This window comes from Orenia metallireducens (assembly GCF_001693735.1).
GTDB lineage: Bacteria > Bacillota > Halanaerobiia > Halobacteroidales > Halobacteroidaceae > Orenia > Orenia metallireducens.
Genome location: NZ_LWDV01000002.1, coordinates 1 through 13,545, shown reverse-complemented (window position 1 = coordinate 13,545; position 13,545 = coordinate 1). Strand labels below are relative to the sequence as shown.

Genomic DNA, 13,545 nt, shown 5'->3' with positions numbered 1-13,545 from the left:
CTGAAACTATTAAGGCATTCTGGTTATTTGACTTATTTAAAGGAGGCAATAAGATGGAAGAAACTTATACTAACCCAGTAGGTGAGATTACAGACATTGGAGATCCTTTTGTAATCAAACACCAAGATCAATATTATATGTATGCTACTTCTGCACCTGATTTTGGTTTTAAAGTTTGGGAATCTACTGACCTAGTTAATTGGGAAGAAAAAGCTTTAGCCCTTGACTCTGGTTTAGAGGGTAATCGTTGGGGGACAGGTGATTTTTGGGCACCAGAGGTTATCAACTATCAAGATAAATTTTATATGACCTATAGTGCTAGAGATGAAGATGGGCATTTAAAGATAGCCTTAGCTGTTAGTGATAATCCAATAGGTCCTTTTATTAATCTTAAAGCACCTTTATTTGACCGAGGTATGTCTTATATTGATGGTCATATTCTAATAGATCAAGGTGTTCCTTATCTCTACTATGTTAAAGATTGTTCTGAAAATATCATTAATGGAGTTCATACCAGTCAAATTTTTGTTCAAGAGATGAGTAAAGATTTATTAGAGTTAAAGGGTGAGCCGACCTTAGTAGTAGAGCCTAGTCAAAGCTGGGAAGGTATCTCTGAAAGTTGGCAGTGGAATGAAGGACCCTTTGTTTTAAAACATGAGGGGACTTATTATCTGATGTATTCAGCTAATGTTTATAGCTCCTCTGATTATTCTATTGGTTATGCTACTGCCGATAACCCTTTAGGTCCTTGGAAAAAGTATAAGAATAATCCTATCCTAGTTAAAGATTTAGAAAATGGCATCTCAGGACCAGGACATAATAGTGTAATTAGTTCTCCAGATGATAGTGAACTCTTTATTGTCTATCATATTCATACTTATCCTGATATGCCTAATGGCAATAGAACTATGAGTATTGATCGTCTTTATTTTGAGGATGGTATCTTAAAGGTTGAAGGACCTACTAGTACACCACAACCAGTGCCAAGTAAGAGCAAATAATAATGAGAAGAGAGGGTTGAATTTATTTTAATCCTCTATTCTCAATTTTCAATTATATTATAGGAGTTGATAGGATGGAAATTAATAAAGAGTTTTTTGGTAACTTAAAAACTGGCGAAGAAGTAATTAAGTATACCTTAAATAATGAGCAACTACAATTAAGCATCCTTAACTACGGGGGAATAATCACAGAGCTTTATACTCCCAATAAAGATGGTAAAAGAGAAAATATAGTCTTAGGCTTTGATAATATCAGAGCTTATGAAGAGAGTTCTCCTTACTTTGGTGCAATTACAGGAAGACATGCTGGAAGAATTGCTAATGCTCAATTTAGCTTAAAAGGAGAAAAATATCAGCTTAAAGCAAATGAAGGAAAGCATAATCTACATGGTGGTTTAATCGGTCTTGATAAGAGAATTTGGGAGGTAAATAAATTAACTAATGGCTTAGAACTAAGCTATTTTAGTCCTCACCTAGAAGAAGGATTTCCTGCTAATGTTACCTTTAAAGTTAGATATCTATTAATAGATAATCAATTAAAGATTGAATATTTAGGCGAGCCTGATCGACCTACCTTGATTAATTTAACAAATCATAGCTACTTTAACTTAGCAGGTGATGGAAAAAGAGATATTCTAAAGCATCAATTAAAAATTGACGCCCAAAATTTTATTGCTCTTAATAAAGAATCTATCCCTACAGAAGAAGTTAGAGAAGTAGTAGATACTCCCTTTGATTTCAGAGAATTTAAAGAGGTGGGAGCAGAAATTAATACAGATTACCAACAGCTTAAGTTTACAGGAGGTTATGATCACCCCTTTATTTTAGACCATGGTGAAGAGAGTATCGTTTTAAAAGATCAAGAAAGTGGTAGAGCAATGAGTATCTCTACAGACCAGCCTGTATTAGTCTTTTATAGTGGCAACTACCTAGCTGAAGAAGGAATTTTAAATAACAAGGTTAAAGCAAGAAGGAATTTAGCTCTCTGTTTAGAGACTCAGGACTATCCAAATGCTATTAATCTTGAAAATTTCCCTACAAAAATCTATACAGCAAATAATCCTTATCAAGCTACAACTAGCTACAAATTCTATATAGATTAATTTTAATCTAAGGAGGTATGTTTATGAATATTTTAGTAACTGGTGGTGCTGGTTATATCGGAAGCCATGTAGTTAAAGAATTATTAGATACCAAGCATCAGGTTATTACCTATGATAATCTACAAAAGGGTCATAAAGAAGCTATACTAGGAGGGATTTTTGTCAAAGGTGACTTAGCAGATAAAGCTTTGTTAGATCAAACCTTTAAGAAATATGATATTGATGCAGTAATTCACTTAGCAGCAGATAGCTTAGTAGGAGAGTCTATGGAGAAACCAGCTAAATACTATCAAAATAACGTAATTAATGGCTTAAATTTATTAGATACAATGATAGCTAATGATGTTAAAAAGATAGTCTTCTCCTCTACAGCAGCAGTTTATGGTGATGTTAAAGAGATACCGATTACTGAAGATTTATCAAAGAAGCCTACTAGTGTTTATGGAAAGTCTAAACTATTCTTTGAAGAGATAATGCAAGATTATGACCAAGCTTATGGTTTAAAATATATCTCTTTACGTTATTTTAATGCTAGTGGAGCTGATGAAAGTGGAAAGATTGGAGAAGATCATAACCCAGAAAGTCATTTAATTCCAATAGTATTACAAAAAGCTTTAGGATTAAGGGAGAAACTAGCTATCTTTGGAACTGATTATCCAACTAGAGATGGCAGCTGTGTTAGAGATTACATTCATGTAACTGATTTAGCTCAAGCACATATATTATCTGTTAATGCTTTAGCAGAAGGTAAAGCAAGTACTATTTATAATTTAGGAAATGGTGATGGATATTCTGTTAAAGAAGTAATAGCTACTGCTAGTGAAGTAGTAGGTACTAATATTGAAGCAGTAATAGGTAATCGCCGCCCAGGAGATCCTGCAACTTTAATTGCTAGCTCTAATAGGATTAAGAGAGAATTAGGCTGGAATCCTCAGTATGGAGATTTAAAGACGATTATTGAGACTGCTTGGAAGTGGCATAAGAATCATCCAAATGGCTTTAAAAAATAAGTAATAGGATGAGATCTAAGCATTCGACCTTGATTCTCAACTCTCAATCCTCAATTATAAAAAGGAGGTTTTAAGATGACTAATCATATTGCTTTGGAAATAGAAAAACTACTCAGCTATGGTTTAGAAAAAGGATTACTTAATAAATGGGACCTTGTTCCTACCCGTAATGCTATTATGGACTTATTACAACTAAGCGAACCCTACCCTCAAAAATTAGACTATAAAGTAGAAGATTCACCTCAATCCATCTTAAATAAGTTAGTTGATTATGCTGCTAAAGAAGGCTTGTTAGAGGCTGATACGATAACTTATCGAGATCTATTTGATACCAAAATTATGGGACTATTAATGCCTAGGCAATCAGAGGTAGTCAGTAATTTTTGGACTAGAGCAGAAGATAATATAAAAGATGCTACTGACTATTTTTATGCTTTATCTCAAGACTCTAATTATATCCGTAAAGATAGAATAGCTAAGAATATGCATTGGCTTGCTGAAACTAATTATGGTGATCTAGAGATAACTATTAACTTATCCAAACCAGAGAAAGATCCTAAGGCGATTGCTGCTGCTAAGAAGATGCAACAAAGCAGTTATCCTAAGTGTTTTTTATGCTTTGAAAATGTAGGTTACCCAGGTAGAGTAAATCACCCTGCTCGCCAGAATCATCGGGTGATTCCAATCAATCTAAATAATCAGCAATGGTTCTTACAATATTCACCTTATGTTTATTATAATGAACATTCTATCGTCTTTTCTGCCAAGCATGAACCAATGTGTATAGATAGAGATACCTTTATTAATTTATTAGATTTTGTAGAACAAATACCTCATTATTTTTTAGGATCTAATGCTGATTTACCTTTAGTTGGAGGGTCTATCTTAAGCCATGATCATTTTCAAGGGGGACACCATAGCTTCCCAATGGAAAAAGCAGAGATTGAAACTAAGTATCTACATCCTAATTTTTCAGAGGTAGAAGCAGGGATAGTAAATTGGCCAATGTCAGTAATTAGACTCCAATCTAAAGATAAAAAGCAAATAATAGAATTAGCTGATTTAATACTTTCTAATTGGAGAGAGTATAGTGATCTATCTAGAGAAATTCAAGCTTTTTCTAAAAAGAATGGAGAAAAAATTCCCCACAATACTATCACTCCAATTGCCCGTAATCAGAAGGGAATTTTTGAGTTAGATTTAGTCTTAAGAAATAATAGAACTTCACTAGATTATCCAGCAGGAATCTTCCATCCCCATCAAGAGCTACATCATATTAAAAAAGAGAACATTGGACTAATTGAAGTAATGGGTCTTGCTGTATTACCTGGTAGATTAAAATATGAACTAGGTCAATTAGAAGAATATTTAACTGGAGAAGAGATATACAATCAAAAGAGTATTTTAGATACTGATATTGCTAAACATGCTAAATGGATTGAAGAACTCTTATTAAAGTATGGTTCTAAGCTGAGTAAAGAGGAAGCTAAAAAGGTTTTACAAAAGGAGATAGGTATCAAATTTGCTAAAGTTTTAGAGCATGCTGGAGTCTTCAAACAAGATCAGAAGGGAAAAGAAGGTTTTGATCAATTCTTGACTATGGTAGGTTTTAAAAAGAATAATTAAAGTCTGGAGGGATAAAAGTGGAAAATTTAAAAAAAGAGTTAATTAAACATTTTGGAGATAATGGTGAGCAGATTAAAATAGTTCAGGCTCCAGGGAGAGTTAATCTAATTGGTGAGCATACAGATTATAATGATGGCTTTGTATTACCAATAGCAATTGATCGAGAAATTACCATAGCTGTTCAACCAAGAGAGGATAAGTTAATCAAGATCTATTCATTAAATTATAGTACAGAAGCTAGCTTTGACTTAACTAATATTCAACACAATGATGAAGAGAATTGGATTAATTATCCCCAAGGTGTAGCCAAGATGCTATTAGATAGTGGCTATGAATTAAGAGGAATGAATTTAGTATTAACAGGTAATGTACCCCAAGGAGCAGGATTGAGCTCTTCAGCAGCTCTAGAAGTAGCAACAGCTTTAACCTTCCAGTTAATCAATGGTTTTGAACTTGATAGGGTAGCCATGGCTAAATTGTGCCAGCAGGCAGAGAATAAATTTGTTGGTGTTAATTGTGGAATAATGGATCAATTTATCTCAGCATTAGGTAAGAAGGATAATGCTTTATTTGTTGACTGTCGTTCTAATGAATATCAATTAGTGCCAATCAAAACCGATGAGATTAAAATAGTAGTTGCTAATACTAATGTAGAACATAGCCTGGTAGATTCTGCTTATAATCAACGTTTAAAAGAATGTGCTCAAGCTGTTAAGATCTTTGATGAATTACTTTCTAAGGAAGTAATTGCTTTAAGAGATGTTAGTGTAGCAGAATTTGAAGAATATAAAGCTAAGCTACCAGAGTTAATTAGAAATCGAGCTAAACATGTTATCTATGAAAATAAACGGGTTCAAGATACAATTACAGCTTTTAAAGAGAATAATCTATCTAAAGTAGGAGAACTAATGATAGACTCTCACCAGAGCTTACGTGATCTATATGAAGTTAGCTGTGATGAGCTAGATTATATGGTTGAATTAGCATTAGAGCTAGATGGGGTTTTAGGTTCTAGAATGACAGGAGCAGGCTTTGGTGGTTGTACTGTAAACTTAGTTAAAGAAGATGCAGTAGAATTATTTAAAGAGAAAGTATCACAAGGCTATTTAGATAAAACAGGAGTTAAAGCTGATATTTATATTTGCAATATTGAAGATGGGGCCCATGAATTAATATTTTCTAGCAGGGAGTAGAGATTTTCTCTACTTCCTATTTTAAAATTTAGGGAGGGGTATTTAAATAATGAAAATAATAAAAAGATTAAAAAGCTTAAAAAGCTTAAAAAGATCTAATTTTACTATATTTAGTGAAGTACGATTGGCCTTTATTTTATTATTAGTTATAATTATCTGTATGGGTACCTTTATCTTTTATGATACCAATAAAATAAATAATGAAGTTGAAGATTTAAAAGAAGAGATAATCCCAATGGTCCAATTAGATAAAGAATTATCTAATAACTTAGTTAGTAGGCAAAAAAGAATTTATGCTTGGAATTCAGGCTTAGGTGGCCTTTCTTTAGGTCAAAATACTATTGAAACTGAAATTTTAGATTTAAAGTCCTATTTAAAGACTGATGAAGAGATTAATATAATTGATGATTTGGCTAAATTAAATTTAGAAGTAAAGAATAAAATGATCAAATTAGATAAGACATTAACCAATGGTTTAGAAAGAAAAGCTTATCTTAGAGAAATTGACAAATTAAACTTTAAAATAGATATAGCTTTTGCTAAATTAAATACCTATATTTGGAACAATTTAGAGAAGAAAATCAATATAATTACTAACTCTACTTATAGTATTAAACTTAGAATAATCTTAATGACAATTATCAATTTATTAATTGGCTTAATTTTAGGGATTATAATCAATAAACATATTAATAAAGTCACTTCTAATATCAGAACTGAAACCAAAGAGGCTGCTTTAAAGTCAAAAACAATTACTCATTCTGCTACTAAAATGAAAGAAATCTCCGATTTTGTTGGTCAGCAAGTTACTAAAGCATCTGAGTTTATTAAAGTACTTATGTTAGGAAATGAAAACCTAAGTATAGCAGTAAAAGAAGTATCTATAGCTATTAATCAAATGGCTGCTGGAATTGGAGATTTAGCTGAGAAATCAGAAGAAGTTTCAAAAGTAGGTAAAGATACATATCATCTTTTTCAAAATACCCAGTCTAAAATAGAATGGGGAAATAGAATTATCAATCAAACAGTTGAAGATATGAAAAAGTTACAGATGAGTATTAACAAAATCTCTGAAATTTCTAATAAGATTATGAAAATAACAGAACAGACCAACTTATTGGCTTTAAATGCAGCCATTGAAGCATCTAGGGCTGGTAAATATGGACAAGGGTTTACTGTAGTAGCAGAGGAAATTAAATCCTTAGCTGATGAGAGTAAGACGGCTACTGGAGAGGTTAAAATTATTGTGGACGAAATAGAAACTGTAGCTAAACAGACTTTAAGTAATATGACTGCAGAAGATAGCTCCACAGATAATTCCATTATTAATCTTTTTGTAGAAATTAATAATTTATCTAAAGAGGTTAGTGAAAAGATGGCACAAGTAATAGATTTATCAGAAGAACAATTAGCTTTTAATGAGCAAGCAGAAGCATCATCTCAGGAGATATCTGCATCTAGTGAAGAATCCTTAGCCCAAACTGAAGAGGTCTGCTCTTTTGCAGATAATATGGAAGAGATAATATTTGAATTAACAGAGTTTAACTCTAAGCTACATTCTAAGATTGAAGAACAAGTAGATAGTTCTCAACAACAACTTGAACTGATTAATAAAGTTGTTCAAGCCAATACTAAATTAAAAAAGAATTAAAATTATTTTAATTAAGTAGGTGAAACAAATGGGGAATAAATGTCAAATTGAGAAGTTTAATAATGAAATTAATCAATATTATAAATTTAATTTCTATACAAATATTTTTGATTGAGCTTTCTTCTCCTTAGCTATGGGCTTTGTTTCTCTAAGTACTATTCTTCCGTTATTTGTTAGACACTTAACAGAATCTAAATTTGTAATTAGTATGATTACAACTATTTTAATGTTAGGTTTTAACCTACCCCAACTCTTTTCAGCTAAGGTGATTGAGGGCTTAATCGTAAGAAAAAGGTTGTTTTATTATTAGGCTTCTTACAAAAAGTTCCCTGGTTACTTCTTGGGATACTAACCTATTTTTTGACTCCAAAGTATGAAGGATTCTTACTAGTTGTCTTTTTTATCTGCTGGGGGCTTTATAGTTTAGCTTCAGGGTTAGTAACACCGGCTTGGTTTGATTTAGTTTCCAAGTTAATCCCTGTGAGCGCAGGGGGGTATTTTTGGCTATCGTACCTTTTTAAGTAGCAGGAATTGAACAACTAAATTTAGAAGGGGCTATGGCTAGCAAAACTGTGGCTACTTTTACTGTATTATTAATTGCTAGTCAGAGCTTAACAAATATCCTTTGGGGTTATCTTAGTGATAAATATGGCCATAAATTAATAATCTTATTATCCTCTCTCTTTAATGGGTTAGGATTATTAGCAGCTTTATTAGTAAATAGTTTAATAGAATTTTATTTAGTCTTTATACTTACTGGTATAGCTTTGGGAGGAAATAAGGTCTCTTTTATGACTATTATTTCTGAATTCTGTTCTTTTGAAGAAAGACCTACTTATATCGGTATTACTAATACAATCTCAGGTTTAACTATAACTATAGTATCTTTAATTGGTGGTTTATTAGTTGATTTAATTAATTATGAACTTGTCTTTGCTATCTCCTTTATTATGGTCAGTATTGAGACTCTTATGTTATTAACTAAAGTTAAAAAGCCCTGCTATCATGAATTCTAAAGAAAATAATAAAAGCAACAAGATTAACATAATTGCTATGATTTATTAGAAGGGGTTATCACATGGAACATATCAATTCACAAATTAAAATTCTAAGAAGATTACTTAAAGCTAAGGTTAAAGAAAAGAATAATAATTTCCTCGACCCTGAGATCCAAAAGATAAGTCAAAAATTAGATGACTTATTAGTAAGTTTATTAAAGGATAGATTTTAAAGTATAGATATAATATAAAAAGCACCCAAGTAAATTGGGTGCTTTTCTAACTATCTTCTTTTTCTAGACAGACCTAATGCAGCTAACTTTTCTCTACGTTTATTAAAAGCTTCTTCAGCTTTCTTGTTTATCTCTTCTTCATCTTCTTTCTCTTTATCCTTAACTTCTTCCTTAGGTACAAACTTTCCACTAGCTAACTTTTCTACTAATTTATTGGACAGTTTTTCTAAAAAGCCATCTACATTATTAAGTATACTAGTATCTTCTTCCTCTACAGTCTTTCTATAATTTCTAATAGCATTTCTAACTAAGTCAGCTGGTTGTAGCCCACTATCTAATTTTTTGTATATAAACTCCAAATCTTCTTTTGAGGCTGTTCTTTCAGAAAAATAAGCTGTTAACTGTATAGGCTCTAGTTTATCTTTAGACATCCATTACACCTCTCTAATGTCTCTTTTACATTCCTTATAATATCCTTTTACATTTGCAAATTGTGCATCATCAGCCACTTTGATTCTTTTACTAATTTTATTACTTAAAGGTTCATTCAAAGATTCAGCACCCCCGCCAAAGGTTAAAACAAATTCCATTAAGTTTATAAAGTTAGACCATTTAAAGGTTATCTCATCTACTATTTTATCAGCCAGTTCATCAAAGGCAATTTCAAACTTATCTTTTAAATGATGATATCCATCTTCATCTGCCTTTTCATTATCATAGTATACATCAAATTCATTATTAAAATAACATTCTTGAACTTTATTTATAGGTATTCCAGTCTCTCTACTTACATCTTCAAAAGCTTGAGTAGTCCCTAGATCCATTTTGATAATAGTTTCAGCAATTGGCTCTCCTTTAGAGAATACAAGTCCATCAACTGTTTTTCCACCTATATCAATTATTCCATAGGTTTTATTATCATACTTATCCTCAATAGCTCTACCTTCACAATCTAAACTTTCATTACTTAATGCTGCTGGTCCTTGAATATAGCAGTAGCAATTATTTATCCTAATTGTTCTATCTATCCCTTGAGGAGTCTTATAGTGAATTCTCATACCTTTATAGTAATCTTCTATCTCTTCAACATAATTAGGAAAAGCTCCAATATTTAAACCTACTGCCAGGTTATCAATAACAATTGTATCATCCTTTAAATCTATCCCGATCATATGTTCAACTGCTACAGCCAATTTTAGCAACTCTATTTTATCCTTAAACTTATCATCTTTAATCTTTTTACTTCCACCTTTACTTCCCATTTCTTTCATTGCTTTATTACCAAAATAATAAATATCCCCTTCAAATTCTAAAGCTAAATTGTCCAAAGAAGATAAATCATGATTAGTTATTTTGATATAGTCACTCTTTCGTGGTCTATAACTAAAAGTAGGAAGCTTAACCTTTTTCTCATCTTCCTTTCCTAAATTCATGATAACCTTGTCCCAATCATAACCATTATCCCATGAAACTAAATCTATAAGCATTCCAATCCCCCCTTGATACTTAATTAATTATTAAACTCTTATCATAATAACGATTGTAATATGTAGTTAATTAAAATTAATTAATTTTAATTAAAATAAAAAAGAGTGATTAGTTATTAATTAATTTTAATTAATAGAACCTAATAAACCTTGATATATCAAGGTTTATTGATTACTTAAGTTATATTAATAGTATAACAAATTGAAATTATATATGCAAGAACAAAATGGGCCAGAATTAGTCTTCTATTAGCTTGAATTTGCTATATAGATTGAATTAAAGAACTTCATTAAAATATAATTAGTTATTAAAAGAATTGTTAACCACGAATGAACACGATGTTGGCTTTCTCACTTCTCAATTATATTTTCATATTTTCAATTCAAAAAAGCAGTCTAATCTACAGATATTATTATGTAGATTAGACTGCTTTGATATCTATTATATTTATTGATTAAATTTCCTAGTTTACTCTACAACTTCAATTAATTCAAAAAGCTCTACAACCAGTATTGTGTCGTCAGTTAGGTCTTTATCTTTTATCGTTTCATTCCAGGCTTTTCTATGATCATCTTGAAATTTTTTATGTTATTGTCATTTCCTGGGGATCTATTTATTTTTTATTTTATCTCTTATTCTTTTCTGATTGTTTTATTTCTAATGTTTCTCTATACTTTCAAAGACCCTGTTAAATCCTTTTGGTTTGGTAGGGGATGGATGTTTGATGAGCAAAATGAGCCTAGTGAAGCTATTATTAAACAATATAAGATAGTATCTGTTATAGGTATGGTAGTAACAGTGATAATTTTTATAGTTATTACCGTAAAATTATTTTTTAGTTAAATATAAAAAGAAGACATACGCAATAATTAGGCATGCCTTCTTTTTCTTAATTGTTTTGTTAAGCTGTATAATACAAAGCTGCAATACTTTCATAAAATTCAACGCCAGAATATCTATCTTTTATTACCCCAATTTCCATTGTAACACTCTCATAATCATTTCTAACCATATTTCTATATACTTTCTTTTATTATCGCAAAACTTCCCCTTATCGATGCAATATCTCCTCTAACCAACGCAATTACTCCCTTTAATATCGCAAAATCTCCCTTTATTTCTCTGTAAAGCCTTACTACACTAGGGTTTGTCAAACCCTAAAGATTTATAAGACTATAAAAGATATACAACAACTATAAAAGAACAAATCATTAGTTGTTGTTAATTCTTTAAAATAAAAGAGTAGACCCCAGTCAATTAATTGTCATCTACTCTAATCTAATAACTTAATTAAGTATTGAAGATTTTGAAAATAATTTAACAAAGATAAAAGTAGCCTATATTAGCTGATTATGTGTAGTTGCCAAATATTAGCTATTCTTACTAGATTCTTCTTCGATTATAATAGATAACAGCTAGATTCCAATTTATATCTGGAACATCAGAGTATTCTTTTTTTAATGATATAAAGATTTTTTCTGTATCAGCATACTGTCCTTTCTCCATAAGTTCATATCCAGAATTAAATTTACTACCAACATAAAATGATTTGAGTTCTACATTAGAAAAAATAATATTCCGATAAATATAGTACTAACTATAACTATCAAAATAGAATGAAATGATTTTATCATAAGAATTTCCTTTACCACTAAAGGATTATACTAGTCTTAATTCTTTTACTTTATTTCTGTAAGCACTGCTAGTATATTAAGTTCCTCTATCAGAATGAAGAATAATATGCAAATATGGTTAAAGCCTTTTTTAAAATCTCTGCTTCCTGTTTAAGTCTTTGATTTTCTTTCATTATAGCTAATAATTCTTTATAAGTAACACTATATCTTTTACTTGTTGATCCCATATGAACACACCCTTTCTTGATTTATATTTTATAATGTTCAACTAAGTGTGTCCATGATTTTATACTAGCATCAATATTATAGAATATTTATGACTAGAATAAAAGCATAAGTAGTCATATTTTTTATTTGTTTATCAGTTTTTATTCTTTCTATTGTTTTATTTTTTTTATTTTTATGATATAATGAATTAATAAATGGTATTAAATAATAAAAATTTTATAGATAAATTTATCATTTTAATTAGCTAAAAAATATCCTTAATAATCGAAAATAGCAACCTGGATTATTTTATCCAATAACTAATTTTTTATTTCCCTATATTTATCGTTTTACCTAAACATTTATTAACAAAATATCTAAGATTACATGCTAAAAGATTAGTTTTTATTCTAGCCATTAGTTTCCAAAGTAATTTAACTAACACTCTATTTATATTAAATTAATTTGTAATTTGATATTAAATAGTAACATATTTTCTAAATTTTTTTACTTGTAAATTTAACTAGTACAACTCGTTATATTAAATATATTTAATATAGAATGGAATGATAATTATGTTAAAAGAAGAGCGTCAACAAGAAATTTTAAAAATTTTGAATTCTGAGCAAAAAGTAATTACAAGTGACCTAAGTCAGCGTCTATCTGTTTCTAAGGATACTATTCGTCGAGATTTAAAAGAACTTGATAACCAAGGTTTAATTAGAAGAGTACATAGTGGAGCTCTTAGAAAAGGACCTCCAGTTGTTGATTTTTTTGCTAGACAAAATATTTCTAGTGATATAAAAATGAAATTAGCCCAAAAAGCACTTCGTTTTATAAAAGATAATCAAGTTTTACTGATTGATGGAAGTACTACAAATTTACATCTTGTAAATCAATTGCCTCTTACATTAAATGCAACTATAATAACTAACAGCCCTCCCATCAGTATGGCATTGTCTAACCATAAACAAGTTGAGGTTATCATGTTAGGAGGAACTTTATATAAACAATCTATGATAAACCTTGGAATAAAAACAGTAGAAACTTTAAATACAATGATAGCTGATCTATATATTATGGGAATTTATAATATTGATTCACAAATAGGAATAAGTGTGCCAAGTTTATCAGAATGCTTAGTAAAAAGAAAAATGGTCGATATATCAACTGAAATAATTGGATTAGTTACTTCCGATAAATTAGGGACAGTTTCTAATCAAATTGTTTGTCCTACTGAGGATTTAACCTATATGGTAACGGAAAATATCAGTTCTGATATTAAAAAAACATATGAGAATCAGAATATTATTGTTATTGATTAATAAATTATATAGCTTAGACAGTTTATAGAAAAATAAAATTTTTAATGGGTCTAAATAATATAATGTAAATTTAACG

Annotated in this window: 14 protein-coding genes; 10 read left to right on the top strand and 4 right to left on the bottom strand. The window is 30.2% G+C overall.

What is annotated here, in order from left to right; genetic code table 11:
* Positions 1-53: 53 nt before the first annotated feature.
* From U472_RS00055 to U472_RS16045, 8 genes are all read left to right on the top strand, one after another.
* Positions 54-1,001: a glycoside hydrolase family 43 protein gene (locus U472_RS00055; protein WP_068714302.1), complete on the top strand. Its 948-nt coding sequence runs from the start codon at positions 54-56 to the stop codon at positions 999-1,001.
* A gap of 74 nt (positions 1,002-1,075) precedes the next feature.
* Positions 1,076-2,104 carry an aldose epimerase family protein gene (locus tag U472_RS00050; RefSeq protein WP_068714253.1) on the top strand — a complete coding sequence of 343 codons (1,029 nt, stop codon included), beginning with the start codon at positions 1,076-1,078 and terminating at the stop codon, positions 2,102-2,104.
* Positions 2,105-2,127: 23 nt separating this feature from the next.
* On the top strand, positions 2,128-3,114 hold the full coding sequence (gene galE / locus U472_RS00045) for a UDP-glucose 4-epimerase GalE (RefSeq protein ID WP_068714252.1): 987 nt from the start codon (positions 2,128-2,130) through the stop codon (positions 3,112-3,114).
* A 75-nt stretch (positions 3,115-3,189) separates the two neighbouring features.
* Entirely contained in the window at positions 3,190-4,740 is a 1,551-nt protein-coding gene (gene galT, locus U472_RS00040) for a UDP-glucose--hexose-1-phosphate uridylyltransferase (protein WP_068714251.1), read from the top strand.
* Between the two features lie 17 nt (positions 4,741-4,757).
* Positions 4,758-5,933 carry a galactokinase gene (locus U472_RS00035; RefSeq protein ID WP_068714250.1) on the top strand — a complete coding sequence of 392 codons (1,176 nt, stop codon included), beginning with the start codon at positions 4,758-4,760 and terminating at the stop codon, positions 5,931-5,933.
* A 49-nt stretch (positions 5,934-5,982) separates the two neighbouring features.
* A complete protein-coding gene (locus U472_RS00030) occupies positions 5,983-7,584 on the top strand; it encodes a methyl-accepting chemotaxis protein (protein ID WP_068714241.1) in 1,602 nt (533 codons plus the stop codon).
* A 557-nt stretch (positions 7,585-8,141) separates the two neighbouring features.
* On the top strand, positions 8,142-8,600 hold the full coding sequence (locus U472_RS17105) for an MFS transporter (protein WP_068714240.1): 459 nt from the start codon (positions 8,142-8,144) through the stop codon (positions 8,598-8,600).
* Between the two features lie 62 nt (positions 8,601-8,662).
* A complete protein-coding gene (locus U472_RS16045) occupies positions 8,663-8,815 on the top strand; it encodes a Spo0E family sporulation regulatory protein-aspartic acid phosphatase (RefSeq protein ID WP_083189665.1) in 153 nt (50 codons plus the stop codon).
* 50 nt (positions 8,816-8,865) lie between these two features.
* Here the strand turns inward: U472_RS16045 and U472_RS00020 are convergent, their stop codons facing one another.
* Together U472_RS00020 and U472_RS00015 are read right to left on the bottom strand one after the other, a co-directional pair.
* Entirely contained in the window at positions 8,866-9,246 is a 381-nt protein-coding gene (locus tag U472_RS00020) for a hypothetical protein (RefSeq protein ID WP_068714238.1), read from the bottom strand.
* Between the two features lie 3 nt (positions 9,247-9,249).
* Positions 9,250-10,302: a ParM/StbA family protein gene (locus U472_RS00015; protein ID WP_068714231.1), complete on the bottom strand. Its 1,053-nt coding sequence runs from the start codon at positions 10,300-10,302 to the stop codon at positions 9,250-9,252.
* A 565-nt stretch (positions 10,303-10,867) separates the two neighbouring features.
* Here U472_RS00015 and U472_RS17790 point away from each other — a divergent pair.
* Positions 10,868-11,146, top strand: coding sequence for a DUF6199 family natural product biosynthesis protein (locus tag U472_RS17790; protein WP_483823602.1), 279 nt, complete (start codon positions 10,868-10,870; stop codon positions 11,144-11,146).
* A 540-nt stretch (positions 11,147-11,686) separates the two neighbouring features.
* Here the strand turns inward: U472_RS17790 and U472_RS17290 are convergent.
* Complete coding sequence (locus U472_RS17290) at positions 11,687-11,809, bottom strand: hypothetical protein (RefSeq protein ID WP_281201034.1); 123 nt, start codon at positions 11,807-11,809, stop codon at positions 11,687-11,689.
* A 217-nt stretch (positions 11,810-12,026) separates the two neighbouring features.
* Complete coding sequence (locus U472_RS16620; RefSeq protein WP_176714083.1) at positions 12,027-12,164, bottom strand: hypothetical protein; 138 nt, start codon at positions 12,162-12,164, stop codon at positions 12,027-12,029.
* 555 nt (positions 12,165-12,719) lie between these two features.
* Between U472_RS16620 and U472_RS00010 the strand changes: the two genes are divergently transcribed.
* Positions 12,720-13,469 (top strand): DeoR/GlpR family DNA-binding transcription regulator, encoded by a 750-nt coding sequence (locus U472_RS00010; RefSeq protein WP_068714229.1) that lies wholly within the window; start codon positions 12,720-12,722, stop codon positions 13,467-13,469.
* Positions 13,470-13,545 lie beyond the last annotated feature (76 nt).